Source organism: Marinobacter halodurans (assembly GCF_004327985.1).
GTDB lineage: Bacteria > Pseudomonadota > Gammaproteobacteria > Pseudomonadales > Oleiphilaceae > Marinobacter_A > Marinobacter_A halodurans.
The window spans coordinates 64851-90678 of the sequence record NZ_SJDL01000009.1; the positions used below are offsets into that span (position 1 = coordinate 64851).

Genomic DNA, 25828 nt, shown 5'->3' on the forward strand with positions numbered 1-25828 from the left:
GATCTGAATCCTAGTCAGCGGCGCCTGGCGGTCGCCGGGCCATCAGGTAGCCGGCCTCGTAGCTGGCCACCACATGCCCCCCGCCCTGGCGCGGATAGCAGCGATAGAGTTGTTTGAGACGGCGCGCCCCGGTCAGCGACCGCCGCCGGTCCGGCGCCTTGTGGTGGGCGCCAAGGTCCTTGAGCTCCCGCAGCAGGTCGGCCGGGTGCGGGTAATCCAGGACAACGCTCTCCTGCCGGACTTCACCTCCGCCAAAGACACGCACCAGTGCGTGACGCATCGCATCCGGCGTTTCAAAGTCGTTGATGTGGGCACGCCCGGGATCCACCGCCTGCCAAGCCGCATCGAGCTCACCCAGCGTGCCGTCAAGTAAGGTGGAACACACCAGCCAACCGCCAGGGCGCAGAACCCGGAAACACTCGCGCAGCACCGGCTCCGGGTCATCGCACCACTGGATCATCAGGTTGGAAAACACCACATCCTGACTGGCGTCCGCCAGTGGCAGCGCTTCGGCATCCGCGGCCAGCCAATGCGCATCCAGGGCGCGATGGGCGCGGGCGTAGTCCAGCATCTCCGGCGACAGGTCGACGGCGTTCAGGCACTCCGGTTGAAATCGTTGCTGCAACGTCTCGAGGAACAGGCCCGTTCCGCAGCCCAGATCCGTCACCGAATCCGCACGGCAAGCCGGCAACAGCTCCAGCAGACGACGCCCCATGTGCCTCTGAAGACGAGCGGCCCGATCATAGCTCGCCGCCGCAGCGCCAAAATCCCGGGCGATCGTCGACCGGGTACCGCGACGCGGATCGGTCACCTTATTGTGGTCAGGCCGCCTGGCCAGCGCGGTATTCATCCAGAAACGCCTCGATTTCCCAACGAACTTGTGTTGCCGTATCGCCGAAGGGCCAGTGGAAAAGGTCATCAAGCTGACGGGCATCGCCCCCTTGCGCCCGCAAGCTGTCGGCGCAGGCCGGATCGACCAGCGGGTCGCGACGGCCGAACAGGTGCCGCACCGGCACCTTCCCATTCACATCGGCCCAGGTACGGCGCTGGTCCACTTGCGCGAGCCACTCCAGGGTCCTGGACAGTACGGCTTCACTCGCCGGCGCCCCCGACTCAAGCCAGGGCGCCAACTGGCGCCGCCCATCCGGTGTCCCGTGCACCTGCAACCGCATGAACCGCTGCCACTGCCGGTCCGCGTGGCGTTCGAGGCCTTCCCGGAATCCGGCAAAGGTACCCGGCGCCATGCCGGTATCGCCGTCGTCCCGGGACACAAAACAGGGATGGGTGCAGACCGTGATCACACCGGCCACCCGCTCCGGGGCCCGCTGCGCCATCGCCATGGCCAACAGCCCGCCCAGTGACCAGCCAACCAGCCACTGGCGACCGCAGGTGCGGGCCAGGAGGGTATCGACGGCGGCATCGAAGGTGGGGCTATCGGCCAGCAGGGCATCGTCGAGGGACAGCGCCGCCACTTCAGCCGCCAGTCCGTCGACCCAGGACTCGATCATGCCGACCGGCGCGCCCCAGCCACTGATCAGCGTCAGTTGGTCAACGGGCGTGCTCATGCGGCGGTGCCGGCGATCGCTTCCCGGCATTCGGACAGGGCCCGCAAAAGCCGGTCCAGATGGGCTTCCGTGTGGGCCGCGCTGAAGGTTACCCGCAGGCGGGCCTCCCCCTCGGGGACCGTCGGCGGCCGAATCGCCGTCACCCAGATGCCACGCGTTTCCAGTGCCTGACTCAGGGCCAGGGCCGACCAGGCATCGCCCACCAGGATGGGCTGGATCGGGGTATCCGAGGGCATCAGCGTATAGCCCATGGCACTCGCCTCCCGGCGGAACCGGGCGATCATTCGCGCCAGGTGGGCACGGCGGTCGTCGCCCTGCTCCACCAACTGCACACTGGTACAGCTGGCCCGGGCCACCGCCGGCGGCATGGCAGTGGTGTAGATATAGGTCCGCGCCTTCTGGACCAGGTAATCCATCATCAACTGCGATCCGGCCACAAAGGCACCGCTGGTTCCAAAGGCCTTGCCCAGCGTACCGATGACGACGGGAACGTCCTCGGCGGACAGACCAAAGTGATCAATACTGCCCCGGCCTCCGGCGCCGATACAGCCGAAACCATGGGCATCGTCCACCACCAGCAGGGCCTCGTGCCGGCGGCAGGCGGCGGCAATCTCCGGCAGCGGCGCCACATCGCCGTCCATACTGAAGACGCCGTCGGTGACCACCAGCTTGTGGCCCTCGGTCTCGGCCAGCATCGCTTCCAGGAAGGCGACATCGGCGTGGGGATAGCGCCGCACGCGGGCCCGGCTGAGGATGCAACCATCGATCAGGGAGGCGTGGTTCAGGCGATCGGAGAAGATGGTGTCACCTCGCCCCGCCAGCGCGCTGATCACGCCCATATTGGCCATGTACCCCGTAGAGAAGAACAGCGCCGCCTCACGGCCGGTAAAACGCGCCAGCGTCTCTTCCAGCTCATGGTGGGCGCTGTGGTGGCCGCAGATCAGGTGAGAGGCGCCGCCACCCAGGCCCGTTTCCAGCAACGCATCGCGAGCCGCGGCTACGCTGTCAGGATGATTGGCCAGCCCCAGGTAGTCATTGCTGCAGAACGAGAGTACGGACCGGCCGTCGACCACCATGTCCGGTTGCTGGGGCGTCTGCACCTCGCGCCGCCAGCGGTAGAGGCCATTCGCCTGACGCTGCTCCAGTTCAGCCCGAAAATCACGCACGGGACACCTCAGGCGGTTTGACGCTCGGTCGCGTCATAGAACAGGTGGCGATTACGTTCCTTTTCCAGCGCGTCGACGAGACCAGCCTCCCGCTCTTCGTCGGTATGGGCCTCACCGCGCTGCTCCGGACGGATGCCGAGGCGCTTGAACAGTTGGCGATCGTGATCCGCTTCCGGGTTGGCGGTGGTCAGCAGCTTCTCGCCGTAGAAGATGGAATTGGCGCCGGCCAGGAAGCACAGGGCCTGCATCTGGTCGTTCATGTTTTCGCGACCGGCCGAGAGGCGGACGTGGGATTCCGGCATGACGATCCGGGCAACCGCGATGGTGCGCACGAACTCGAACGGATCCAGGTCCTCGACGTCCTCCAGCGGTGTGCCGGCCACCTTAACCAGCATGTTGATGGGCACGCTCTCGGGATGGTGTGGCAGGTTGGCCAACTGCATGATCAGACCGGCACGGTCATCCTCATCTTCGCCCATCCCCATGATGCCGCCACAGCAGACCTTCATGCCGGCCTTGCGGACGTTGTCCAGGGTGTCGAGGCGGTCCTGGTAGGTCCGTGTGGTGATGATGTGGTTGTAGTACTTTTCAGAGGTGTCGAGGTTGTGGTTGTAGTAGTCCAGTCCGGCCTCGGCCAACTGGTTCGCCTCGTCCTGCTGGAGCATGCCCAGGGTCATGCAGGTTTCCAGGCCCAGGGACTTCACCTGCCGCACCATGTCCAGCACGTAGGGCATGTCCTTCCGGGACGGGCTGCGCCAGGCTGCCCCCATGCAAAAGCGGGACGCACCCTTGTCTTTTGCTGCACGGGCCTCAGCCACCACTTTCTCGATTTCCAGCAGCTTTTCCTTTTCCAGCCCCGTGTTGTAGTGGCCACTCTGAGGACAATACTTGCAGTCTTCGGGGCAGGCCCCCGTCTTGATCGAGAGCAGCGTGCTGACCTGTACTTCATTGGGATCGAAATGCTCCCGGTGTACGCTTTGCGCCTTGAAGACCAGGTCATTGAAAGGCAGGTCAAAGAGGGCGCGGATCTCGTCCAGTGTCCAGTCGTGGCGGATCGGGGATGCTGTCATGGGAGTCGGTCCTGTAAGATTCTCACCAGGGCGGGTCGGTGCCGGCCCGTCTTTCTGTTCAAGGATTGAACGCATGATAAATTGCCTGACCGCGCTGTCAACCTTCATACAACGAAAGGTTAACAGCTGGCCGCGTTCCGGCCACCCCTGCATCACCTGCCTTGCCACGACCCGGGAACCCGGGCTATGCCCGGACTGCGCGGCCGACCTGCCCCGCAATTCGCTGGCCTGCCGCCGCTGCGCGCTGCCCCTGGTCAGCCCCGGTGTGGTGGTCGGCGATGAACTGTGTGGCCGCTGCCTGACCAGCCCCCCGGACTTTGAGGCCACCGTCGCGCCGTGGCTCTACGGCTTCCCGGTAAACCAGTTGATCAGTGGTTTCAAGTTTGGCGGACACCGCGCCTATGGACGACCGTTGGCGGAGATGCTGGCCACGGAGTTGGAAGCGGGGATCATCGATCGCCCGTCCTGCCTGATCCCGGTACCGATGCATCGCCAGCGCCTGCAGGCGCGGGGATTCAACCAGGCTGAGGACATTGCACTGTGGCTGTCGGACCGTTTGGGTATTCCGGTGTGTACGGATATCGTCAGGCGCCGACGGGAAACCAGCGCCCAGTCCGGCCTGAACCGACGCCAGCGCCTGCAGAACCTGCGCGGGGCCTTTGAGGTCGACTCAAGTGTCCCGGACCATGTCGCCATTGTGGACGACGTCATGACCACCGGTGCCACCGTGCAACAGATGGCGCGGGCCCTGAGAAGGGTCGGTGCAGCGCGGGTGCAGGTCTGGGCGCTGGCGCGGACGCCACAGGTGCCCGAGCACGCTATGTAAGGCGCGCCGCCACATCTTTCGCCAACGCCAGGCAGGCTGTCAGCCCCGGGGACTCGATGCCGAGAAGCATGACCGCGCCCGGCAGCCCGTGATTCCGCTCGTCCTGGATCAGGAAATCGTGGAAGCCGGTACCGGGACCGCCCAGCTTGGGACGGATACCGGCATAGGCCGGCTGCAATCGGTCCGGATCCAGTGCCGGCCACCAGGTGCGGATGGACGCGGCGAAGCGCTCGCGGCGGCCGGGATCCACCCGGTAATCGATGTCGTCGACCCACTCCACATCCGGTCCGAAGCGCGCCTGGCCCGCCATGTCCAATGTCAGGTGAATGCCCAGACCGCCGGGCTCGGGTACCGGATACACCAGCGTGCCGAATGGATGGCGCCCCGAATAGCTGAAATAGCAGCCACGGGCAAACCAGGCTTGCGGGCGTGCCGCCACCGGGTAACCGGCCCAGCGATCCAGCAAGGCAATGGCATCGAGACCGGCGGCATTGATCACCCTGGGTGCCATCAGCTCGCAAGGCGAGTCGCCGCCGACCTGTACCCGGTGCTCACCGTCACTGGTGACCACCACTGCCGGTGCCCGGCAGATCACGTAGCCTCCCGCGGCCTCCAGATCGCCCAACAACGACAGCATCAGCGCATGGCTGTCGACAATGCCTGTGGTCGGCGAAAACAGGCCGGCATGAGCGGAGACATCTGGCAGCGCCTCCTCCAGCGCCCTGCTGGTCCCCCGCTGCAGGGGCACGTCGCAGGATCGGGCCCGCGCCTCAATGTCCGTCAGCGCGCCAGCCTGCTCGGGCTCGGTGGCGATAATCCACTTGCCGGTGCGGCGGCAGGGAATCCGGCGCTCCTCACAGTACCGGTAAAGGTTCTGCTTGCCCTCGATGCAGAACCGGGCCTTGAGCGAGTCCGGCGGATAGTAAAGACCGGCGTGGATCACTTCGCTATTGCGCGATGACGTACCCTCTCCCCAGTGATCGCCGGCCTCCAGGACCACAACGCCCTGTCCGGCCAGGGCCAGCTCCCGGGCGCAGGCCAAACCGACCACACCCGCCCCGATCACCACCGCGTCCACGGAAAATTGTTCTACACTCATGGGCCTTGCCCGAACCTCGCTGTTTGACCTGTCGGGTTATCCATACAAGCATCGGCGCATCTTCCTGACAATGCTACTATGCGCCGTTACCGAGAGTGATAGAGGGGAATGGTGTGATCAAGTCTGGGCGGCAATGGGCCATGGCAGGCCTGGTTTTGACGACGCTGTTCTGGGCCGGCAATGCGCTGGTTGCCCGCGGCACATCGGAATCGATACCGCCGTTTGCACTGTCGTTCTGGCGCTGGCTGATCCCGACACTCTACCTGGCCCCCTTCACCTTCCGGGCGGTGCAGCGCTACCGGGAGACCCTTCGCGCCCACTGGATCCAGGTTATTGCCCTCGCTCTCTTCAGCGTGGGCGCCTACAACACCATCCTCTACCTGGCGGCCCAGAGCACCGGCGCGATCAACATTGCCCTGGTCAGTTCCACCATGCCGCTGATGATCGTCCTCTTCTCCGCCATCATCCTGCGGACATTGCCCCATCGCCGGCAACTGGCGGGCCTGGTTCTCGCCTTCGGCGGGGTGCTGACGATCCTCACCCGGGCCAACCTGGACACCCTGCTGCGAGTCGACTTCAATCCCGGCGATCTGCTGATGATCCTGTCGATCAGCAGTTGGGCGCTGTATTCGGTGCTGCTGAAGCGCTGGCCGCTGGATATCCCGCTGTTCCCGCTGCTCTGCATCCTCATCACGCTGGGCACACCGATGATCCTGCCGTTCTACCTTTGGGAACTGCATCGCGAAGGTGGCTTTACCCTCAACGCAGGCAACCTGTCCGCCCTGCTCTACGTCGGCACCCTGCCGAGTGTTGCGGCGTATTTCCTCTGGAACAACGGCGTTCGCACGCTGGGCCCCGGCATGGCGGGACTGTTCGCCTACCTGATCCCGGTCTTCGCGGCGCTGATCGCAGTGCCGGTATTGGGGGAATCCATCGAAGGCTACCATGCCATTGGCGGCCTGCTGGTGCTGGCGGGGTTACTGGCGGCGTCCCGACGCCCGAAGTCGGAAATCATCGCCGATCGACTGACCCACCCCTGAGCCACAGGATTGGACATTCACACACAACAGGCGGCCAAGCCGGTATACTCTGGGTTGAGTCCATACGGCCGTAACGACGCCAATGGATGCGTATGCAAGGAGTGCAGTATAGATGTCGGATCGTAAGCAGTTCCTGATCGTGATGCTGGTCGCTGCCATCTTTATCGGATGGCTGAGTTGGCGCGGTATCGAAGTGATCTCACTGAATAACCATTTGCAGGACGACCCGAAGCTGAGCGGCTATCCCTACCAGTTCCGGGTACTTCGGGTCGAAGGCGACACGGCCATCATGTCGTCACCGCGCTCCTACGAAGTCAGCACCCAGGATGCCCTGCGGGCGCTGTTCCCCAGCTTGCGCTCACTCAGCGACGACCACCGGGACTGGCAGCGGGCCGAACGGGAGTTCGCCCACCTGCAGGCCCACGCCGGCAATCTGGTCCTGGCTGACGAGCGTATTGACAAGATCCGCTGGGAGTTGGACAGGAACTGGTACCACCTGAAACAGATGGATCCCAGTGGAAAGCCAGCCTACTGATCCGGGCAGCCGAATCACTGTGAGCCGGCCTGCCCTGTGGTATATTGCCACGCCATACTCCACGATCCGTTGATTTATGTCTGACACTGGACACGACACTACTGGACACCCTTACGACCACCTGACGCCCGACGTCTTGCTGGACGCGATGGAAGAGGCCGGCTTCCATATCAATGGCCGCATCTTCCCGCTCAATTCCTACGAGAACCGGGTCTATCAGGTCGGCATCGAGGACAGCCCCTCCGTTATCGCCAAATTCTACCGCCCGGGCCGCTGGAGCCGGGAGCAGATTGCCGAGGAGCACGCCTTCTCGCTGGAACTGGTGGAGGCCGAAGTGCCCATCGTGGCGCCGCTCACACTGGCGAACGGCGATACCATCGGCGAACATAACGGCTTCTGGTTTGCGGTCTTTCCACAGCGCGGCGGCCAGGCGCCAGACACCAGCGAGCCGGACATGCTCTGGCGGCTGGGGCAGTGGCTGGGGCAACTGCATAACATTGGCGCCCGCACCCCTTTCCGGCACCGCCCGACCCTGGACCTGATGACGGGCCTGGAAAACGAAGCCCGCTACCTCACCGAGAGTGGGCGGATTCCCGACGATTTGCGACCGGCCTGGGACTCGCTGATTCCCGATCTGCTGACCCACGCCGGGCAGCGGGTGGACGACGCCGGCCAGGTCGACACGGTACGGCTGCACGGCGACTGCCACGCCGGCAACATCCTCGTGCGCGACGAGCAGATGCTGTTTGTCGACCTGGATGACTGTCGCCAGGGACCGGCGATCCAGGATCTCTGGCTGCTGCTCAACGGGGACGAGAAAGAACGCGCCCTGCAGTTCAGCGAGTTGATGGAAGGCTACGAGACCTTCCGCGATTTCAACCGTCGCGAGCGCTACCTGATCGAGCCATTGCGCTGCTACCGCCAGATCAGCCACGCCGCCTGGCTGGCGCGCCGCTGGGACGACCCGGCCTTCCCCAAATTCTTTCCCTGGTTCGCCCAGCCCCGGTTCTGGTCCGACCAGATCCTCGCGCTGAGAGAGCAGCTTGCGGCCCTGCAGGCGCCGCCGATCAATCCCAGCGGGCCTTACTGACATGCCACAAGACGAGCGCCGCTACAGCATCCGCGCCCTGTTCATCGTCGCTTTCGTGGCCATACTGGGCACCGTCCTGGCACTGGAAACGGTCGGGCTGATCGCCCATACCCGGGACAAGGACAAGGTGCAGGTCGGCGACTTCCGGGCCATCTACGTCGGTCCCCGCGAGGACTACCGGATGTCGCCCAAGCCCTCGGAACTGCATGCCGAATGCTACGACGGCTACCTGGCCGTGGGCTCCGATACGGACGTCACCCTCAAGGGCGTACTGGTGGATTACAGGAACCGGGGCATCCGCTGCACCGTGGCACCGCGCCCGCCGCAGGTCGCCCCGGAAGCACCTAACCCGGACACCTCCCCAGAGACGGGAGGCAGCGATGAGCAAAACCAATAATCCGAAATCCCGCGAGCCCCTGTTCGAGGCGGACCGCATCTACACCGACACGACCTCCGAGGGAGGCGATTTCCGCTTTGATGCGGCCGTCGCCCGGGTCTTCCCCGACATGATCCGGCGCTCGGTGCCCGGTTACACCACCCTGATTCCCATGATCGGCATCATCACCGCGCGTTTTGCCCAGGATGGCACCCGCTGTTATGACCTGGGTTGCTCTTTGGGCGCATCGACGCTGGCCATGCGCCATGGCGTGGGCGACCGGGACTGCCAGGTCATCGGCATCGACAACTCCCCGGACATGATCGAGCGGGGCCGTCACTTCGTCGCCCTGGACGATCATCCCGCTCTGGTGGAGCTGCGCTGCGAGGATATCCTGGACACCCAACTGGAGAATGCCTCGGTCACCACCCTCAACTTTACTCTGCAATTCATCGAGCCCGGGCAACGGCCGGAGCTGCTCAGCCGAATTGCCCGGGCAACGCAACCCGGTGGCGCGCTGATCCTGTCGGAAAAAATCCGCTTCGAAATGGACTGGGAACAGACCCTGCAAACGGACCTTCACCACGACTTCAAGCGCGCCAACGGTTATTCGGACCTGGAGATCAGTCGTAAACGCTCGGCCATCGAGCAGGTGCTGATCCCCGAAACCATCGGCACCCATCGGGAACGCCTGCTGGATGCCGGTTTTGACCGCGTCACCCTGTGGTACCAGAGCTTCAATTTCGTATCCCTGCTGGCCCTTAAACAGGCCTGACCCGCCGGAGACTGCACCCCGTGTTCGACTGGAAACATCGCTATCAGCCTTTGCTCAGCGACCTGGAAGCCAATGACCAGGAGGACTGGGCCAGCCAGATCGCCGACCAGCTTTATCGGCGCTTCGAATCCAATCCCCACGGCGACTTGGCGCGCTGGAACGCCGCCCTGTCGGCACTCCCCGTCCTGCACGAGGTGGAAGCGGATCTCAACGCACCCGCCGTCACCCTGCAGACCCAGGCGCCGCTGAACCCGACCCAGCAAAAGGATCTGGAAACGGGGTTGCGGGGCCTGATGCCCTGGCGCAAGGGACCCTTCGATTTTTTTGGCACCTATATCGATACCGAGTGGCGCTCCGACTGGAAATGGGACCGGGTGGTGCCCTATGTCAGCCCCCTGGATGGGCGGCGCGTGCTGGACGTGGGCTGCGGCTCGGGCTACCACCTCTGGCGCATGGCGGGCGCCGGCGCCGAGGAAGTGATTGGCGTCGATCCGGGCCTGCTTTTCCTGATGCAGTTCTTCAGCGTCAAGGACTACCTCAGCGAACCCCGGGTGCACATGCTGCCGGCCCGTCTGGAAGACCTGCCGCCCCAACTGGCCTGCTTCGATACCACCTTCTCCATGGGCGTGCTGTATCACCGCCGCTCACCCCTGGATCATTTGCTGGAACTGCGGGATACCCTGCGTGACGGCGGAGAACTGGTGCTGGAAACCCTGGTGGTCGACGGCCCCGAAGGCTATAGCCTGATGCCCGAGGACCGTTACGGCATGATGCGTAACGTCTGGTTCCTCCCTACCTGCGACACGCTGCTGCGCTGGCTCGATCGCACCGGCTTCCGGGACGCGCGCGTCGTCGACGTCTCCGTGACGACCACCGAGGAACAGCGCTCCACCGACTGGATGCGATTCCAGTCCCTGCAGGACTTCCTGGATCCGGACGATCCCACCAGGACGGTCGAAGGCTACCCCGGCCCCAGGCGCGCGACCCTGGTGGCCAGCAAAGGCTGACCCCAATAGCGCGCCCACAGAAAAGGCGAAGCGCCGAACGCTTCGCCTTTTCTGTTTCGATTCACCCGTTACGGGTCAATCTCAGTTCTCGCCAAACGGATGCCGCATGACGATGGTTTCCACCCGGTCCGGACCGGTGGAAATGATGTCGATCGGCGCCTCGATCTGCTGCTCCAGGAAGCGGATATACGCCTTGGCGTTGTCCGGCAGCTGGTCGATGCTGGTCAGGCCCACCGTACTCTCCTTCCAGCCCGGCAGTTCTTCGTAAACCGGCTCGATATCGCCGTAGTTGTCGCAACCGATCGGCGGGCGCTGGATTTCCCCATTGGGCGTCTTGTAGCCAATGCAGACCTTGACCGTTTCCAGACCGTCCAGGACATCCAGCTTCGTCAGGCAGATCCCGGACACACTGTTGATCTGGATGGCATGGCGCAGGGCGACGGCATCAAACCAGCCACAACGGCGCGCGCGGCCCGTGGTGGTGCCAAACTCGCGCCCCTTCTCGGCCAGGTGGCGCCCGAAATCGTCGAACAGCTCGGTCGGGAACGGGCCGGACCCGACGCGCGTGGTGTAGGCCTTGGTGATACCCAGGACGTAGTCCAGGAACAGCGGACCAAAGCCACTGCCGGTCGCGGTGCCGCCGGCGGTGGTGTTGGAGGACGTGACATAGGGATAGGTTCCCAGATCGATGTCCAGCAAGGAGCCCTGTGCGCCCTCGAAGAGGATATGTTCGCCCTTCTTGCGCAGGTCGTGAAGGATGTCGGTGACGTCGGCCGCCATCGGCAGGACTTCCCTGGCCATGGCCAGCAGGTCGGCCAGCGCCTGATCCACGTCCACCGCTTCCTCACCGTAGTAGTCGGTCAGCACGAAGTTATGGAACTTCATGATCTCGCGCAGCTTGGTTTCGAAGCTGGCGGCATTGCACAGATCGCCGACCCGCAGGCCACGGCGGGAGACCTTGTCTTCATAGGCCGGGCCGATACCACGTCCGGTGGTGCCGATTTTGTCGTTACCGCGGGCCTTTTCACGGGCCAGGTCGATGCGGATGTGGGTTGGCAGGATCAGCGGGCAGGCGAGGCTGACACGCAGACGGTCGCGTACCGCCACACCGCGTTCTTCCAGCTCACGCACTTCCTTGAGCAGGGCCTCCATGGACAGCACCACGCCGTTGCCGATCAGGCAGGTCACATGTTCCCGCAGGATGCCGGAAGGGATCAGGTGCAGGGCGGTTTTCTTGCCTTCAATCACCAGTGTGTGGCCCGCATTGTGACCACCCTGGAATCGCGCGACCGCAGCCGCCTGGTCCGTCAGCAGGTCGACAATCTTGCCTTTTCCTTCATCACCCCATTGGGTGCCGAGTACAACGACGTTCTTACCCATGATGTTCTCTCAGTACGCCCGTTTCGGGGCGATCGCCCCTATCCGTTAAAGTGACTCGACGACCCACTGGCCGTCCCGTTGAATCAGTTGCCGAGTGCAGCCCCGTGCCTCCGGCGTCGCGCCGGAATCGTCCGGCAGGGCCTGTAGCACCGTCTCGGTCCGGCGCAGGTCGGCAATGGCATCAGCCAGAGCCGGGTCATCGCTGACCGGCGCCCAGATCATGTTGCGTCCCGGCACGCCCGCCCGGTCGCCCAGCGCCACCAGGGCACGGACATCGGCACTGAACCCGGTGGCCGGGCGGGGGCGGCCGAAATCACGGCCAATGGCGTCGTAACGTCCGCCCTGGGCCACGGCCTGCCCGTGTCCCGGTGCATAGGCCGCGAAGACCAGGCCCGTATGGTAGTTGTATCCCCGCAGCTCGCAGAAATCGAAGCCCAGCTCCACGTCCGGGAAACGCGTCGAGATGCCCCCCGCCACGCGGGCCAGCTCATCCAGGGCCTTGAGCGCCTGCGCCGAGGCACCCTGCAATACATCGCGGGCTTCATCCAGCACCTCGATGCCACCGCTCAGGCGCGCCAGATTACGCAAACGTCCGGCCGGCGTTGCGGCCGCGCGGTCGCCCAGCAACTCATCGAGTTCGGGAATGGACTTGCGGCGCATGGCGTCGAAAATCGCCTGTTCGGTCTGCGTGTCAAAATCCGCTTCCGACATCAGGGACTGGTAGATGGCGACATGCGCCAGATCCAGGTGAATCCGTGGAATCCCGGCAATGCGCAGGGTCTCCAGCATCAACCGGATGACTTCCTGATCGGCCGCTTCCGAGGCGCTGCCGAACAGCTCGCAGCCGGCCTGGATTGGCGTGCGCCCGGTCAACATATGCTGGGGCCGGGTATGCAGGACATGCCCCGCATAGCACAAGCGTGTCACGCTGTCCTGGCGCAGGGTATGCGCATCAATACGCGCCGCCTGCGGCGTCATATCCGCACGCACTCCCATCATGCGCCCCGTCAACTGGTCGGTCAGCTTGAAGGTTTGCAGGGCCAGATCGTTGCCGGTACCGGTGAGCAGGGATTCGAGGTATTCGATCAGGGGCGGGATCACCAACTGGTAACCCCAGCGCTGGTAGGTGTCCATGATGTCGCGGCGCAGGGATTCGATTCTGCCAGCCAGCGGCGGCAGGATATCCTCCACACCATCAGGCAGTAACCAGCGGTCGGAAGCAGTCATGAGTCGCTAAAAACCCGTTCTTGGCGCCTGCCCTCGGGCAGACTTCAGAATTTAGAAGGTCCCGGCATGCCCGACCCCAAACGGCCCGCACATCGGGATTTCCGGAGGCCCTCGTCAGGCAAACGAAAAGGAACCACAAAACCCGGCAATTCTACACATTTGGGGAACACAAAAAAACCGGAGCATGGCCTCATGCTCCGGTTTATTTTACCTTCTTCGTGGGTCGGCCCCAAAGACGCCTTTACTGGCCGGCCCCGACACCACTCAGGTTTTCCATATAGCGCATGAAGTCGCTCTTGGCATCAATCACCATCATGTCGCTCTTGTCGGCGAAGGACTTCTCATACGCCGTCAGGCTGCGATAGAAACGGTAGAACTCTTCATCGCCCTGGTAGGCCTTGGCGTAAATCTTCGCGGCCTCACCGTCACCTTCACCACGGGTCGTTTCCGCCTTGGCGTAGGCCTCGGCCAGAACCACAGTGCGCTGGCGATCAGCATCGGCCCGGATGCCTTCGGCCAGTTCCTTCCCCCGGGAACGGAATTCCTGGGCGAGTTTTTCACGCTCGGTACGCATCCGGCGATAGACGTTGTCACTCACCGACTGCGGCAGCTCGATAGCCTTGACGCGGATGTCCATCACCTTGACGCCCAGCTCATCGATCACGGTATTGTCGATGCGGTTGACCAGCTTTTCCATCAGCTCGTCACGCTGACCGGAAACCACCTCGTGCATGGTGCGAATACCGAATTCGTCACGCAGCCCGTTGTCCACCCGGGACGACACCAGCGAGATGGCCCGCAGTTCGTCTCCGCCGGTCGCCCGGTAGAACTCGTCCACGTCCTGGATGCGCCAGGCGATGTAGGAGTCGACGTCGAGCGGCTTCTTCTCGATGGTCAGGTACTGGCGGGTCGGCAGGTCATTGGTCATCACCCGCACGTCAAACTGACGCACCTTGTCGATTACCGGCACCTTGAAGTGAATGCCGGCCGGGATATCGGTCTCAACCAGTTCACCAAAGCGCAGCAGCACGCCGCGATGGGTTTCCGGGATAATGTATACGCTGGACGTCACGAGCAGCACAACAATCAGTGCGCCAGCCAGTCCGAGAACAGCTTTAGGACTCATGATTAACGCCCCCTCCGCGCAGTTGAAGTGTTGTTACGCTGCCGGATTTCATCCAGTACCTGGTCCGTCAGCTTCTGGATATCGGTATCCGGTCCGGAGTAATCCGAAGAGGAGCTGTCACCGGCACTGGTGCTGCCCTTGCCAACCAGGCGGTCAAGCGGCAGGTACATCAGGTTGTTGCTGCCCTCCGTATCCACCATGACCTTGCTGGTGCTGGAGAAGACTTTCTGCATGGTGTCCAGGTACATGCGGTCACGGGTCACCACGGGCGCGTCCTTATAGACGTTCAGCAGCTGGACAAAGCGGGCGGTTTCACCCTTGGCGCGTTCGATGACTTCCTGCTTGTAGGCGTTCGCCTCCTCCACCAGACGCTGGGCGCGACCACGGGCTTCCGGCACGACCTTGTTGCGGTAGGTTTCGGCCTCTTCCACCAGACGCTGTTCGTCTTCCTTGGCCCGCTGCACTTCACGGAAGGCTTCCTGCACCTCGGCCGGCGGCTGGGTGCTTTCCACGTTGACCTTCACGATCTGCAGCCCCGTGCCATACTTCTTCAGGAAGCTCTGCAGGCGCTGCTCGACGTTGATGGCCAGCGCGGCCCGCCCTTCCGTCAGGACATCGTCCAGACCGGCACTGCCCACCTCATGGCGCAGGGCGCTGTCGGTGGCAAAGGCCAGGGCCTGGTTGGAATCCCGGACGTTGAGCACGTAATCACGGGCATTTTCCACCCGATACTGGACCTGCAGGTCCACGGACACCAGGTTCTCGTCCTGGGTCAGCATCTGACCCTCGGATTCCGCAGTGCGAACGTTGGTAACGCGAACCTTGGTGACACTGTCAATGATGGGGATCTTGAAGCGCAGCCCCGGATTCTCGGTCGTGTGGTACTTACCGAAGCGCAGCACGACAGCGCGCTCCTGCTCGTCCACCGTGTAGAACGACTGGTAGATCACGTAACCAACAATCAGGATGCCGAGGATGGCCAGGACGGCCCCGAAGCCGCTGCTGCCATCGCCGCCGGAGCCGCCGCCGGTGCCACCACCCTTCTTGCCGCCGAGCAGCTTGTTCAGCTTGTCGAGCCCCTTGCGCAGCGCCTCATCCAGATCGGGCGGTCCCTGATCATTACCACGACGCCCCCCACTACCCCAGGGATCGTTGTCGTTCCGGTTACCACCCGGTTCATTCCAGGCCATATTCTTCTCCGTTCGCAAACTCATCGAATGGCTGCAAATACTAGGGATTAATGCGGCCCCGGGCAACAGTAAGGCGCCCGAATCCACCCCTTTGCAGACGTGCTCAGACCGATAGGCTGTACTGTAGCAGGCTTGGACCGGCAACTCTCTGTTATACGAAGCAATTATTCCACCGGTGCATAGCGCACCTGATCCGGCCGCACCCCGGCGCGACTCAGCAACTGGTGCCAGTCACGGGTCTGCAGGCGGGCTTCCACCTGCGCGTCGCCATTGTCCAGGTACTCCTCGCTGAGCACACTGCCCGCCTCGTGCAGCAGGGCCCGCAGCTTGCCGTCGTGGGGGCCGAGCAGCAGCGACAGGTTCAGGACATCTTCGGCCAAGCGCTCGACAATGGCATCAAACAGGGTATCGATACCCTCACCGGTTACCGCGGACACCCACACGCGAGCGGGCACACCGTCCTCGCTGCGATCGATCCGCGGCCTGAAATCGTCAAGCAGGTCAATCTTGTTGTAGACCTGGAGCACCGGCACTTCGTCGGCGCCGATTTCCAACAGGACGTCATCCACCTGCTCCATGTTTTCTTCACGGCGCTCGTCCGCACAATCGATCACATGCAGCAGCAACGAGGCCTCGGCGGTCTCCTCCAGCGTCGCTCGAAAGGCTTCCACCAGCTTGTGCGGCAGATGGCGGATAAAGCCCACGGTATCCGCCAGGACGACCGGGCCGATATCGGGCAGTTCCAGCCGCCGCAGGGTCGGATCCAGGGTGGCGAACAGCTGGTCCGCCGCGTACACATGGGCCGTGGTGATCCGGTTGAACAGGGTGGATTTGCCGGCGTTGGTATACCCCACCAGGGAAACGGTCGGAATGTCCGCACGCTTACGGGCACGACGTCCCTGGTCCCGCTGGCGGCGCACCTTGTCCAGGCGCTTGTGGATGGCCTTGATGCGCGCACGGAGGAGCCGGCGGTCCGTCTCCAGCTGGGTCTCACCCGGCCCTCTCAGGCCGATACCGCCTTTCTGGCGCTCAAGGTGGGTCCAACCCCGGACCAGCCGGGTGGCCATGTGGTCGAGCTGTGCCAGCTCGACCTGCAGCTTGCCCTCGTGAGTCCGGGCCCGCTGGGCGAAAATATCGAGAATAACGCCGGTACGGTCCAGCACGCGGCATTTCAGCTCCCGCTCCAGGTTTCGCTCCTGACTGGGGCTGAGGGCATGGTTGAACAGCACCACATCCGCTTCACTGGCCAGGACCGACGAACGGATCTCGTCCAGCTTGCCCTCGCCCACAAACAGCCGCGGGCTGGGTTGATTGCGGCTGCCGGTCACCGTATCAACGGCTTCGACACCCGCAGAACGGACCAGTTCGACGAATTCGCCGAGATCCTCGGGCTCGTTGTGGGACGAAATTTCAAGGTGAACGATCACCGCACGCTCACCCACATCAGGGCGTTCGAACAAAGAGAGAAAACTCCGGGTGTAAAAATGAACGATGCCCACCGGGGCTGATCGGACGATCAACCCTGGCAGGCAGCAAAAGATGCAGGCTGTCGGCCAGCCTCATCATGAGCTCCGACCGGTCAAACCGGCAACACGTCAGGATCAGGCTTCGCCCTCACCCTCGCCGGCACTCTGTTGAGGGATACGGACATTTCGGGCAGGCACAACCGTTGAAATGGCATGCTTGTATACCATCTGGCTCACCGTGTTCTTCAACAGGATCACGAACTGATCGAACGACTCGATCTGTCCCTGCAACTTGATCCCATTGACCAGGAAGATGGATACCGGAATGCGCTCCTTGCGCAAGGCATTGAGGTAAGGGTCTTGTAACGAATGCCCTTTTGACATATCAGTTCTCCTGTTTTTTTTAATCGCAGATCGTCTGGTAGAAGCGGAGTTCCACTGCGTTTACCGCCTGCAGGGATTCCAGTCAGGGAGGTTATGAGCACGCCGTTGGCCATCCCTGAACAATGAAACCGGCCACTCTTCAAGACCGGCATGTGTAACCCGGGCCACCGTAGCCCACGGCTATTTAATCAATGTGGTGCGAGACTGGAGGATTTTCAAGGCGCGGGACAAAGAACCTGATGCTTCGCTGTCGATCCAGTGAAGATCCGGCCATTTCCGCAACCAGGTGAGCTGGCGTTTGGCCAACTGCCGGGTTGCCGCAATCCCTTTCTCGACGAACGTTTCGTATTCCACATCGCCGTCCAGCCATGACCACGCCTGGCGATACCCCACGCACCGCACCGACGGCAATCCGACATGCAGGTCACCGCGGGCACGCAGGGCTCGGACCTCATCGATAAAACCCAACTCCAGCATCTTCAGGAAACGGAGCCGGATGCGATCGTGAAGGACCGATCGGTTGCCCGGTGCAATCGATAGCTGGATAACATTATACGGCAGGTCCGCCGACGCGTCTGCCTGCCACTGGGTTAAATACGGGTAATCCACGTTATTCCCGTTACCGCGGTCCGCCCAGGCCTCGGAAATCGGCCGTCCCGAGACCAGGACCACCTCCAATGCCCGCAGCACCCGTTGCCGGTTATTCGGATGGATAACTTCGGCAGCCACCGGGTCCAGCCTCCCGAGCTGCTCATGGAGCGACACCCAACCTTCGCGATCCGCCCTCGCCTCCAGTTCAGAGCGTAACGCCTGATCGGCGGCGGGCAGATCGGCCATGCCGTGCAACAGAGCCTTGTAATACATCATAGTGCCGCCGACCAGCAGCGGAATCCGGCCCTGGCGACTGATCGCCTCCATCTCGCGGAGCGCATCGACCCGGAAATCCGCTGCCGAGTACCGGTCAGCAGGGTCGCAGATGTCGATAAGACGGTGCGGGGCGTGGGAAAGTTCCTCCGCCGAGGGTTTGGCAGTGCCGATATCCATCCCGCGATAGATCATCGCCGAATCCACACTGATGATATCGCAGGGCAAGGCGTCACAGAGATCGAGTGCCAGGTCCGTCTTGCCGGCCGCGGTCGGCCCCATCAGGAAGATGGCCGTGGGCCGGCCACCCTCATCATGCCGGCTCATCAGCGACCACGCAGGAACAGCTTGTCCAGTTCGCCCAGTGTGACCAGGGTCCAGGTCGGACGGCCATGGTTGCACTGACCGCTGCGCTCGGTCGCCTCCATATCCCGCAACAGCGTATTCATCTCCGGGATCGTCAATTGCCGGTTGGCCCTGACGGAACCGTGGCAAGCCATGGTGCCCAGCAACTCGTTGGTGACGGCCTTGACCCGGTCGGACTGGCCATGCTCCATGAGGTCGGACACCACATCCCGCACCAGTTGCTCGGTATCCGCCCCCCGCAGCAGCGCCGGAATCTGACGGACCACCAGGGTTTCCGGCCCCATCCGCTCGATCTGCAGCCCCAGCGCCTGCAACTCCTCGGCATGGGTTTCCGCAACGCTGGCTTCGCGCTGGCTGACGGCCAGGGTGACCGGCACCAGCAGCGGCTGACTCTTGAGGTCCTGGGCCTCCAGCGCGACTTTCATCCGCTCATAGGTAATCCGTTCGTGGGCGGCGTGCATGTCCACCACGATCATGCCCTGCCGGGTCTGGGCCAGGATGTAGATGCCATGGAGCTGGGCGATGGCGTATCCCAGCGGGGGTTCGGCTTCGCTGTCCTGGGGCGGCGTGGGCATCGGCTGCGCCAGATCCCGGGGGGCTTCGGCCACGGCGGCTGCCGGCGCAGGTGTCGTGGTCTCCGCGGTACCACCGCCGGCATTGAGTGACTGGTAGAAGGCCATCTGGTCCTGGGCCTCCCAGGCGACTGGCTTTTGACCGCCATAAGCCTGGCCACCGGCACCCGCGCTATAGGGACTGACGGCGACCGGTGCGGGCTGGACGCCGTCATTCCCCGCGTAGCCCGCCTCGCGGCTTAGCGACTGGGCCACCGCGCCGTGCATGTGATCCTGGGGTTTTACCTCACCCAGCGCCCGGTGCAGCGTCCGAAATATAAAGTCATGCACCAGCCGGCCATCGCGGAAGCGGACTTCGTGCTTGGTGGGGTGCACATTGACATCCACATTCGCCGGATCCAGTTCCAGATAGAGCACAAACGCCGGGTGCCGGTTGTTGTAGAGTACATCCCGATAGGCCTGCCGCACGGCGTGGGCCACCAGCCGGTCACGGATCACACGGTGGTTCACGAAGAAATACTGCAGGTCCGCCTGGCTGCGGGAAAATGTCGGCAGCGCCACCCAGCCCCACAGACGCAGGCCTGAGGCTTCCGCGTCGATGACCACGGCGTTGTCGATGAACTGCTGGCCGCACAGGGCGCCGATACGACGCTCCTGGTCCAGTGGCGTCATCGCCGGACGCAGGCTCTGGATGGCGCGCTGGTTGTGGCGCAGGGTAAAACCGGTCTCGAAACGCGCCAGGGCCTGACGCCGCAGGCACTCCTCGATATGACCAAACTCGGTTTTTTCCGTGCGCAGGAACTTGCGCCGCGCCGGGGTGTTGAAGAACAGGTCACGCACCTCGACCGTGGTTCCGACGGGATGGGCTGCCGGCGAGATCCGCGCGTCCATATCCCGCCCTTCGACTTCCACCCGGGAGGCGGCGTCGGTGTCTTCCGTGCGGGACGTCAGTGACAGCCGGGAGACGGAACTGATACTGGCCAGGGCTTCCCCGCGGAATCCCAGGGACGCCACGGCTTCCAGGTCTTCCAGGTCGACGATCTTGCTGGTGGCGTGGCGGCTCAACGCCAGCGGCAGGTCCGACTCGGCAATCCCGGACCCGGTGTCCCGGACACGAATCAGCTTGACGCCGCCTTGTTCGATGTCCACCTCGACCCGATCGGCACCGGCGTCCAGGGCGTTCTCGACGAGTTCCTTGACCACCGAAGCAGGCCGTTCGACGACTTCACCGGCGGCGATCTGGTTGGCAAGGCGGGGGCTGAGTAGTCGGATCTCGGGCATGGGATGCGATGCGCCTTTCGCTGGATACGTGAGGGCACATCATAGCAAAGTCGGGCCCCGGATCTCAGGCCCGCCTTGCTATCTTTTGTCGTCTTACGACGTCGGGATTTTCAGCATCTGGCCGATCACCACCTCGTCGCTGGAGAGATTGTTCAACTCCTTGAGGCGATTGACCGTCGTTGAATTACGCCGTGCCACGCTCGACAGCGTATCGCCCCGACGAATACGGTAGGAGGCGACCGTGCCGTTGTGCCGTTTCTGCCAGGCCAGTAGCGTTCCCGGCGGCGGGGTTTCCTCAAAGTACGACGACACTCCCTCCCAGATGGCATGGGCCAGCTTGTTGCGATAGCTGGCCGACTTGAGGTTACGCTCCTCCTGCGGGTTGGAGATGAATCCCGACTCCACCAGGATCGACGGGATGTCCGGCGACTTCAGCACCACGAACGCCGCCTGCTCGACACCCGGCTTGTGCAGGTGCGTGACGTGCCGGAGATTCCTGAGGACGTGATCGCCCACCCCCACCGAGGCATTGATGCTGGCTGTCATGGACAGGTCCAGCAACACCCCGGCAAGCACTTCGTTCTTGTCGTCCAGCGAGACACCACCCACCCCGCCGATCAGGTCCGACTGGTTCTCGTTGCGGGCCAGCCAACGGGCCGTTTCACTGGTGGCGCCACGCCGTGACAGGGCAAAGACCGACGCGCCTCGCGGCTGGGGTGACCGGAAAGCGTCGGCATGAATCGACACGAACAGGTCCGCATTCTCCTTGCGCGCCAGGAGCGTACGCTGGCGCAGGCCGATGTAGTAGTCGCCATTGCGGGTCAGCTTGGCGGTGAAGCCGGGCTGGGCCGAGATGATCGCCTGCAGCCGCCGTGCCAACGGAAGCACCACGTCCTTCTCGTGGGTCCCGTCCGGGCCACTGGCCCCCGGGTCCTCGCCGCCATGCCCGGGATCCACCATCACGATAATGTCGCGCTTGCCATTGGGGTCTTCGGAGAGCACCGGTTTACTGGGCGCCTCGTCCGTCCGGGCGCCCGGTTCCAGCAGATCGACAACAAGACGGTTGCCGTACTCCTCGTTGGGTGCCAGTTGGAAACTGCGCGGCTCGACATGATGCTTGAGGTCGAGGACGACCCGCAGGTCATCGCCATTGCGGGGCGCGCTGCGAATACGCTGAATCGGGCTGCCGGAGAGATCCAGCCGCCCCAGGCTGGTGTTCAGCCGCGTGTCCTTGATGTCGATGACCAGACGCGAGGGGTTCTTCAGCGTGAAGATCGAATGATCCACCTCGCCCCCCATGTCCAGCACCAGCCGTGTGTGATCCGGCGCCGGCCAGATGCGGGCCCCCTTGACGCTGGTCTCGGCGTGGACACTGCCCGCCAGGAGCCAGAGCGCCAGGACCTGCAAGACTGTGATTCTGGTCAGGAGATGCTGCATACCGCGATTCACCCTGCTCAATCCCTTCAAAAGCTTCAGGCCAGCCAACCGTTGGTCAGACTGGCACGTAAACGTTCCAATAACTGCTGCCCTGCCGGCGTTGACGCCGTGAGCCGGGCCTCGCGACCTTCACCGGCCAGCGACAGCGCAATCACGCCGTCCGGTTCCGGGAGCACGCCAGCGCCCCGTTCGGGCCATTCGATCAGACAGATGGCTCCCTCGGCTAGGTAATCGCGGATGCCCATGTACTCCAGCTCTTCCGGATCCCCCAGGCGATACAGGTCAAAATGATAAACGGGCGGCTCCAGTTCCTCGTAGGGTTCGACCAGCGTGTAGGTTGGACTCTTCACCGCGCCGGCATGCCCCAGCCCCTGGATGAAACCGCGGCTGAATGTGGTCTTGCCGGTTCCCAGGTTGCCGGTCAAATGCAGGACCACCCCGTCGCCTGCGGCGCGGACCGCCTGAACCACCAGGGCCCCGAATTGCAGGGTGGCTGCCTCGTCCGGCAGACGCACACTGATCCGGCCATCCTCCTGTACCGTGCTTCCCACCCTGCTCACGCCCTCCAAACCCCTTGTTACTCTCTTGCTTACGATGTCCCGTACGACCTATTGATCGCCCGGGGGTCTCCGTACGCCTTCGACCTCACCGAGCACCGATGGCAACCGGTCGATCAGATCCATCGGCAACAATCCCATAAACCCTTTTTCCAGAGAAGCCCGGTCCGCCGCTTCGGCGTGAAGGCTCGCTCCCATCACCGCCGCCCGGGACGGGCTCAGGCCCTGTACGGCGAGCGAACCGATAATGCCGGACAGCACGTCGCCCATGCCACCCGTCGCCATTCCCGGATTACCGCCCTGCACCAGCGCGGGTCTTGCCATGTTCCCGGACAGAACCAGCGTGCCCGCTCCCTTGAGCAGGACAACGCCACCGTAGCGCTGTTCCAGTTGGGCGATGGCATCCATCCGGTCGCGACTGACCCGATCATTGGCCACCCCAAGCAGGCGGGCCGCCTCGCCCGGATGGGGCGTCAGGATCCAGTTGTCATGTTTGCCCGGTGCTCGCGAGGACAACATATTGAGAGCATCGGCATCCATCAGCACAGGCCCCTCGAACGCCATCACCCGCTGCAGCATCTGCTGGCCCCAGGCACCCTGCCCGGCACCCGGGCCGAAAACGATGCCATCGGCCTTCGCCAGCAGTGCATCCAGTTCATTGCCATGGGTCAGGCCGTGCACCATCAACGACGGACACCGCGACAGCGCCGCACTGACATGTTCCGGTCGGGTCGCCAGCGTCACCAGCCCCGCTCCGGTACGGGCAGCGGCTTCCGCCGCCAATAGCGCCGCACCGCCAAAGCCCCGTTCGCCGGCGATCACCAGCAACCGGCCACAATCCCCTTTATGGGCACCGCGGCGCCGCACCGGCACATGACGTGCCTCGGTATTCCAGTCGGCGCGGCAGGCGACAGCGGGAACCCGGTCATAGGTCGCGGGATCCACCCCCAGGTCGTCGAAGACCACCTCGCCAGCCACATCCGGACCCTGGCCGGTGAGCAGTCCCGTCTTCAACCCGATGAACGTCACGGTAACCGCGGCACTTACCGCATCGGTCTCGATCCAGCCGGTGGTGGCATCAAGACCTGAGGGCACATCGATAGCCAGGACCGGCCTGGCACTCTCTCTAACCGCGGCAATTGCCTGGTCAAAAGGCGAGCGCAAGGCACCGGTAATTCCGGTCCCCAACATCGCATCCACCACCACATCGGCTTCAGCCAGGGCGTCACCAAGCAGCGCCGGTGATGAACCGTCATAACGCTCGATGGCCACGCCGGCCTCCCGGGCCGACTCGTGGGCCGTCGCCGCATCGCCCTTGAGCCTGGCGGGGTCCGCCACCGCCAGGCAGCGCACCGAAAGTCCCTGGCGCCGGGCCGAGGCAGCGACCAGATAGCCATCGCCTCCATTATTGCCCGCGCCGCAAAGTACCAGCACCTGCCGGGCATCAGGCCAGTGACGGGCCAACTGGCGGAACGCCGAGCGTGCCGCCCGTTGCATCAATTCGAATCCGGGCGTGCCGAAATCGTCGATGACACAACGGTCGAGCGCCCGCACCCCATCCGCAGCGTACAGGCTCTCTGGTAAACTGGCGTTAGCAGCACACATGGGGCTATCCGTCACCTCATGATCCAATAAACAGAATCCGGTTGAACTCATCCGGCCAGACGCCTGTTAAGCATAGCAAAATGAGCCGAAAGGTCATAACTTAATCAATGTTAACCGCAACCCTCGACAACCTGGCCGACCGGATACGGGACTGGGCCCATGAACTCGGCTTCCAGGCCGTCGGCATCAACGATGCCGATACCGGCCCCCATGGCGCGCGGCTGAAGGCCTGGCTGGACGCCGGGATGAACGGTGAAATGAGCTACATGGCCGACCACGGCTCCAAGCGTTTCCGGCCCGATGAGCTGGTACCCGGCACCCGACGGGTCATTTCGGTGCGCATGGATTACCTGCCTTCGCCGGACAGTCCGGCAACGGTGCTGCGGGACCGTGAGAAAGCCTACATCTCCCGCTACACGCTGGGACGCGACTACCACAAACTGGTCCGCAAGCGCCTTGCCCAACTGGCCCACCGCATCGACGAGGCGCTGGCCGGCCACAACCACCGGGCATTCGTCGACAGCGCACCGGTACTGGAACGGGCCCTGGCACAGCGCGCCGGGCTGGGCTGGATCGGCAAGAACACCATGCTGATCCACCCGAAGGCGGGTTCGTTCTTTTTTCTTGGGGAGATTTTTACCAGCGCGCCACTGCCCGTCGATGAACCCTTTGCAACGGAACACTGCGGTAGCTGTTCGGCCTGCCTGGACGTCTGCCCCACCGCCGCGTTCGACGGCCCCTACCAACTCGACGCCCGGCGCTGCATCAGCTACCTCACCATCGAGTTGAAGGGGTCGATTCCCGAACACCTGCGCGCCAAAATGGGCAACCGGGTGTTTGGCTGCGACGACTGCCAGTTGGTCTGCCCCTGGAACAAGTTCAGCAAACCCACCGACAAGGACGACTTCCAGCCACGGCATCACCTCGACAACAGCGAGCTGGCCGAGCTGTTCCTGTGGACCGAGGAGGAGTTCCTCAAACGGACCGAAGGCTCGGCCATCCGCCGCACCGGCTACGAGGGCTGGCTACGCAACCTGGCAGTGGGCTTGGGTAATGCGCCCACGACCATCCCGGTCGTCGAGGCGCTCAGGAAACGGGCCGACCATCCGTCCGCCCTGGTCCGGGAGCACGTACACTGGGCACTGCGCCGCCACGACGTCGAGCCTCACTGAAGGCGGAAGAAATGCTCCCGGTAGTGCCGCAGCTCCTCGATGGAGTCGCGGATGTCGTCGAGCGCCAGGTGCGCCCCCTTCTTTTTAACCCCCTCCAGGACGTCCGGCCGCCAGCGACGGGCCAGCTCCTTGATGGTGCTGACGTCGAGATTGCGGTAATGGAAGAAAGCCTCCAACGCCGGCATGTAACGCACCAGGAAACGACGGTCCTGGCCAATGCTGTTGCCACACAGGGGTGACTGCCCCCTTTCCAGGTGCTCGGCCAGGAATTCCAGCGTCTGCTGTTCCGCCTCGACTTCCGACACGGTGCTGTCCTTGACCCGCTGGGTCAGGCCGCTCTCGCCGTGGGTCCGGGTGCACCATTCGTCCATGGCGTCGAGCACGCTATCCGGCTGATGGATGGCAATCACAGGCCCTTCGGCAATCGTGTTCAGATCGGCGTCGGTGACAATCGTCGCGATCTCGATAATGCGCTCCTTGTCGGGATCCAGCCCGGTCATTTCCAGATCGATCCAGACCAGCCGGTCGGTTGCAGCCATGAGGGATACTCCTGCAGAAAGTGCGATGACAGTGTGAATGCGACGCCCCGGCCCCGTATAATCGGCGCCATCCAGGCGCTGCTATGATGGCACACTTGCCCGGACAGGCAGAA

The 25828-nt window shown here is 63.5% G+C and carries 25 protein-coding genes; 8 read left to right on the plus strand and 17 right to left on the minus strand.

All coding sequences use genetic code 11. The annotated features are described in order from the left end of the window. Window positions 1–10: 10 nt before the first annotated feature. From bioC to bioB, 4 genes are read right to left on the minus strand one after another with little or no spacing between them, the layout of a single operon-like run. On the minus strand, window positions 11–850 hold the full coding sequence (bioC, locus tag EZI54_RS07810; RefSeq protein ID WP_165495714.1) for a malonyl-ACP O-methyltransferase BioC: 840 nt from the start codon (window positions 848–850) through the stop codon (window positions 11–13). After that, a complete protein-coding gene (locus EZI54_RS07815) occupies window positions 822–1565 on the minus strand; it encodes an alpha/beta fold hydrolase (RefSeq protein WP_165495715.1) in 744 nt (247 codons plus the stop codon). Before EZI54_RS07815 ends, bioC begins: the two co-directional genes overlap by 29 nt. Next, complete coding sequence (bioF, locus tag EZI54_RS07820; RefSeq protein ID WP_131480730.1) at window positions 1562–2731, minus strand: 8-amino-7-oxononanoate synthase; 1170 nt, start codon at window positions 2729–2731, stop codon at window positions 1562–1564. The genes EZI54_RS07815 and bioF overlap by 4 nt, the downstream gene beginning before the upstream one ends. 8 nt (window positions 2732–2739) lie before the next feature. Then, window positions 2740–3801: a biotin synthase BioB gene (gene bioB / locus EZI54_RS07825; protein WP_131480732.1), complete on the minus strand. Its 1062-nt coding sequence runs from the start codon at window positions 3799–3801 to the stop codon at window positions 2740–2742. A gap of 73 nt (window positions 3802–3874) precedes the next feature. Here bioB and EZI54_RS07830 point away from each other — a divergent pair, with 73 nt between their 5' ends. Beyond that, a complete protein-coding gene (locus tag EZI54_RS07830) occupies window positions 3875–4627 on the plus strand; it encodes a ComF family protein (RefSeq protein ID WP_131480734.1) in 753 nt (250 codons plus the stop codon). On the opposite strand, the gene EZI54_RS07835 is transcribed toward EZI54_RS07830, so the two are convergent. Then, complete coding sequence (locus tag EZI54_RS07835; RefSeq protein WP_131480736.1) at window positions 4620–5726, minus strand: NAD(P)/FAD-dependent oxidoreductase; 1107 nt, start codon at window positions 5724–5726, stop codon at window positions 4620–4622. The genes EZI54_RS07830 and EZI54_RS07835 overlap by 8 nt on opposite strands. 140 nt (window positions 5727–5866) lie before the next feature. On the opposite strand from EZI54_RS07835, the gene EZI54_RS07840 reads away from it, so the two are divergent. The 6 genes from EZI54_RS07840 to cmoB all read left to right on the plus strand — a co-directional run bounded on the left by EZI54_RS07840 (window position 5867) and on the right by cmoB (window position 10549). Then, window positions 5867–6766, plus strand: a complete 900-nt coding sequence (locus tag EZI54_RS07840; protein ID WP_131480738.1) for a DMT family transporter — start codon at window positions 5867–5869, stop codon at window positions 6764–6766. A gap of 112 nt (window positions 6767–6878) precedes the next feature. Beyond that, window positions 6879–7301, plus strand: coding sequence for a hypothetical protein (locus tag EZI54_RS07845; RefSeq protein ID WP_131480740.1), 423 nt, complete (start codon window positions 6879–6881; stop codon window positions 7299–7301). A 76-nt stretch (window positions 7302–7377) separates the two neighbouring features. After that, window positions 7378–8391 carry a serine/threonine protein kinase gene (locus tag EZI54_RS07850; RefSeq protein ID WP_131480742.1) on the plus strand — a complete coding sequence of 338 codons (1014 nt, stop codon included), beginning with the start codon at window positions 7378–7380 and terminating at the stop codon, window positions 8389–8391. 1 nt (window position 8392) lies between these two features. After that, window positions 8393–8788 (plus strand): PA3694 family proteiin, encoded by a 396-nt coding sequence (locus EZI54_RS07855; protein WP_207389179.1) that lies wholly within the window; start codon window positions 8393–8395, stop codon window positions 8786–8788. After that, window positions 8772–9542 (plus strand): carboxy-S-adenosyl-L-methionine synthase CmoA, encoded by a 771-nt coding sequence (gene cmoA / locus EZI54_RS07860; protein WP_131480744.1) that lies wholly within the window; start codon window positions 8772–8774, stop codon window positions 9540–9542. Before EZI54_RS07855 ends, cmoA begins: the two co-directional genes overlap by 17 nt. Before the next feature lie 20 nt (window positions 9543–9562). Further along, the gene (cmoB, locus tag EZI54_RS07865) at window positions 9563–10549 is read left to right on the plus strand and encodes a tRNA 5-methoxyuridine(34)/uridine 5-oxyacetic acid(34) synthase CmoB (protein ID WP_131480746.1); all 987 of its coding nucleotides are present in this window, start codon (window positions 9563–9565) and stop codon (window positions 10547–10549) included. A gap of 81 nt (window positions 10550–10630) precedes the next feature. Here the strand turns inward: cmoB and EZI54_RS07870 are convergent, their stop codons facing one another. The 11 genes from EZI54_RS07870 to EZI54_RS07920 all read right to left on the minus strand — a co-directional run bounded on the left by EZI54_RS07870 (window position 10631) and on the right by EZI54_RS07920 (window position 24004). Beyond that, entirely contained in the window at window positions 10631–11929 is a 1299-nt protein-coding gene (locus tag EZI54_RS07870; protein ID WP_131480748.1) for an adenylosuccinate synthase, read from the minus strand. A gap of 45 nt (window positions 11930–11974) precedes the next feature. Then, complete coding sequence (locus EZI54_RS07875; RefSeq protein WP_131480750.1) at window positions 11975–13156, minus strand: ATP phosphoribosyltransferase regulatory subunit; 1182 nt, start codon at window positions 13154–13156, stop codon at window positions 11975–11977. A gap of 241 nt (window positions 13157–13397) precedes the next feature. Further along, on the minus strand, window positions 13398–14282 hold the full coding sequence (gene hflC, locus EZI54_RS07880; RefSeq protein WP_131480751.1) for a protease modulator HflC: 885 nt from the start codon (window positions 14280–14282) through the stop codon (window positions 13398–13400). 2 nt (window positions 14283–14284) lie between these two features. Continuing rightward, window positions 14285–15472: an FtsH protease activity modulator HflK gene (gene hflK / locus EZI54_RS07885; RefSeq protein ID WP_131480753.1), complete on the minus strand. Its 1188-nt coding sequence runs from the start codon at window positions 15470–15472 to the stop codon at window positions 14285–14287. 164 nt (window positions 15473–15636) lie between these two features. Next, a complete protein-coding gene (gene hflX / locus EZI54_RS07890; protein ID WP_131480755.1) occupies window positions 15637–16932 on the minus strand; it encodes a ribosome rescue GTPase HflX in 1296 nt (431 codons plus the stop codon). A 141-nt stretch (window positions 16933–17073) separates the two neighbouring features. Continuing rightward, entirely contained in the window at window positions 17074–17322 is a 249-nt protein-coding gene (gene hfq / locus EZI54_RS07895; protein WP_123632609.1) for an RNA chaperone Hfq, read from the minus strand. Between the two features lie 180 nt (window positions 17323–17502). Beyond that, window positions 17503–18513, minus strand: coding sequence for a tRNA (adenosine(37)-N6)-dimethylallyltransferase MiaA (miaA, locus tag EZI54_RS07900; RefSeq protein ID WP_131480757.1), 1011 nt, complete (start codon window positions 18511–18513; stop codon window positions 17503–17505). Continuing rightward, window positions 18513–20405 (minus strand): DNA mismatch repair endonuclease MutL, encoded by a 1893-nt coding sequence (gene mutL, locus EZI54_RS07905; protein WP_131480759.1) that lies wholly within the window; start codon window positions 20403–20405, stop codon window positions 18513–18515. Before mutL ends, miaA begins: the two co-directional genes overlap by 1 nt. A 93-nt stretch (window positions 20406–20498) precedes the next feature. Further along, complete coding sequence (locus EZI54_RS07910) at window positions 20499–21842, minus strand: N-acetylmuramoyl-L-alanine amidase (RefSeq protein WP_131480761.1); 1344 nt, start codon at window positions 21840–21842, stop codon at window positions 20499–20501. A 35-nt stretch (window positions 21843–21877) separates the two neighbouring features. Further along, window positions 21878–22393 carry a tRNA (adenosine(37)-N6)-threonylcarbamoyltransferase complex ATPase subunit type 1 TsaE gene (gene tsaE, locus EZI54_RS07915; protein WP_131480852.1) on the minus strand — a complete coding sequence of 172 codons (516 nt, stop codon included), beginning with the start codon at window positions 22391–22393 and terminating at the stop codon, window positions 21878–21880. A gap of 57 nt (window positions 22394–22450) precedes the next feature. Next, on the minus strand, window positions 22451–24004 hold the full coding sequence (locus EZI54_RS07920; protein ID WP_131480762.1) for an NAD(P)H-hydrate dehydratase: 1554 nt from the start codon (window positions 24002–24004) through the stop codon (window positions 22451–22453). A gap of 107 nt (window positions 24005–24111) precedes the next feature. Here EZI54_RS07920 and queG point away from each other — a divergent pair, with 107 nt between their 5' ends. Beyond that, the gene (queG, locus tag EZI54_RS07925; protein ID WP_131480763.1) at window positions 24112–25176 is read left to right on the plus strand and encodes a tRNA epoxyqueuosine(34) reductase QueG; all 1065 of its coding nucleotides are present in this window, start codon (window positions 24112–24114) and stop codon (window positions 25174–25176) included. Here the strand turns inward: queG and orn are convergent. Then, window positions 25170–25715 carry an oligoribonuclease gene (orn, locus tag EZI54_RS07930; protein WP_131480765.1) on the minus strand — a complete coding sequence of 182 codons (546 nt, stop codon included), beginning with the start codon at window positions 25713–25715 and terminating at the stop codon, window positions 25170–25172. The two genes, queG and orn, sit on opposite strands and share 7 nt — an antisense overlap. Window positions 25716–25828: the final 113 nt, after the last annotated feature.

Coding starts and splice junctions, on each gene's coding strand:
- bioC (WP_165495714.1), bottom strand. CDS start 850: ATGAATACCGCGCTGGCCAGGCGGCCTGACCACAATAAGGTGACCGAT.
- miaA (WP_131480757.1), bottom strand. CDS start 18,513: ATGAGCCGGCATGATGAGGGTGGCCGGCCCACGGCCATCTTCCTGATG.
- EZI54_RS07840 (WP_131480738.1), top strand. CDS start 5,867: ATGGCAGGCCTGGTTTTGACGACGCTGTTCTGGGCCGGCAATGCGCTG.
- queG (WP_131480763.1), top strand. CDS start 24,112: ATGTTAACCGCAACCCTCGACAACCTGGCCGACCGGATACGGGACTGG.
- EZI54_RS07920 (WP_131480762.1), bottom strand. CDS start 24,004: ATGTGTGCTGCTAACGCCAGTTTACCAGAGAGCCTGTACGCTGCGGAT.
- EZI54_RS07850 (WP_131480742.1), top strand. CDS start 7,378: ATGTCTGACACTGGACACGACACTACTGGACACCCTTACGACCACCTG.
- EZI54_RS07835 (WP_131480736.1), bottom strand. CDS start 5,726: ATGAGTGTAGAACAATTTTCCGTGGACGCGGTGGTGATCGGGGCGGGT.
- EZI54_RS07910 (WP_131480761.1), bottom strand. CDS start 21,842: ATGCAGCATCTCCTGACCAGAATCACAGTCTTGCAGGTCCTGGCGCTC.
- orn (WP_131480765.1), bottom strand. CDS start 25,715: ATGGCTGCAACCGACCGGCTGGTCTGGATCGATCTGGAAATGACCGGG.
- EZI54_RS07870 (WP_131480748.1), bottom strand. CDS start 11,929: ATGGGTAAGAACGTCGTTGTACTCGGCACCCAATGGGGTGATGAAGGA.
- EZI54_RS07830 (WP_131480734.1), top strand. CDS start 3,875: ATGATAAATTGCCTGACCGCGCTGTCAACCTTCATACAACGAAAGGTT.
- mutL (WP_131480759.1), bottom strand. CDS start 20,405: ATGCCCGAGATCCGACTACTCAGCCCCCGCCTTGCCAACCAGATCGCC.
- hflC (WP_131480751.1), bottom strand. CDS start 14,282: ATGAGTCCTAAAGCTGTTCTCGGACTGGCTGGCGCACTGATTGTTGTG.
- EZI54_RS07875 (WP_131480750.1), bottom strand. CDS start 13,156: ATGACTGCTTCCGACCGCTGGTTACTGCCTGATGGTGTGGAGGATATC.
- EZI54_RS07845 (WP_131480740.1), top strand. CDS start 6,879: ATGTCGGATCGTAAGCAGTTCCTGATCGTGATGCTGGTCGCTGCCATC.
- cmoA (WP_131480744.1), top strand. CDS start 8,772: ATGAGCAAAACCAATAATCCGAAATCCCGCGAGCCCCTGTTCGAGGCG.
- hflK (WP_131480753.1), bottom strand. CDS start 15,472: ATGGCCTGGAATGAACCGGGTGGTAACCGGAACGACAACGATCCCTGG.
- EZI54_RS07815 (WP_165495715.1), bottom strand. CDS start 1,565: ATGAGCACGCCCGTTGACCAACTGACGCTGATCAGTGGCTGGGGCGCG.
- EZI54_RS07855 (WP_207389179.1), top strand. CDS start 8,393: ATGCCACAAGACGAGCGCCGCTACAGCATCCGCGCCCTGTTCATCGTC.
- bioB (WP_131480732.1), bottom strand. CDS start 3,801: ATGACAGCATCCCCGATCCGCCACGACTGGACACTGGACGAGATCCGC.
- hfq (WP_123632609.1), bottom strand. CDS start 17,322: ATGTCAAAAGGGCATTCGTTACAAGACCCTTACCTCAATGCCTTGCGC.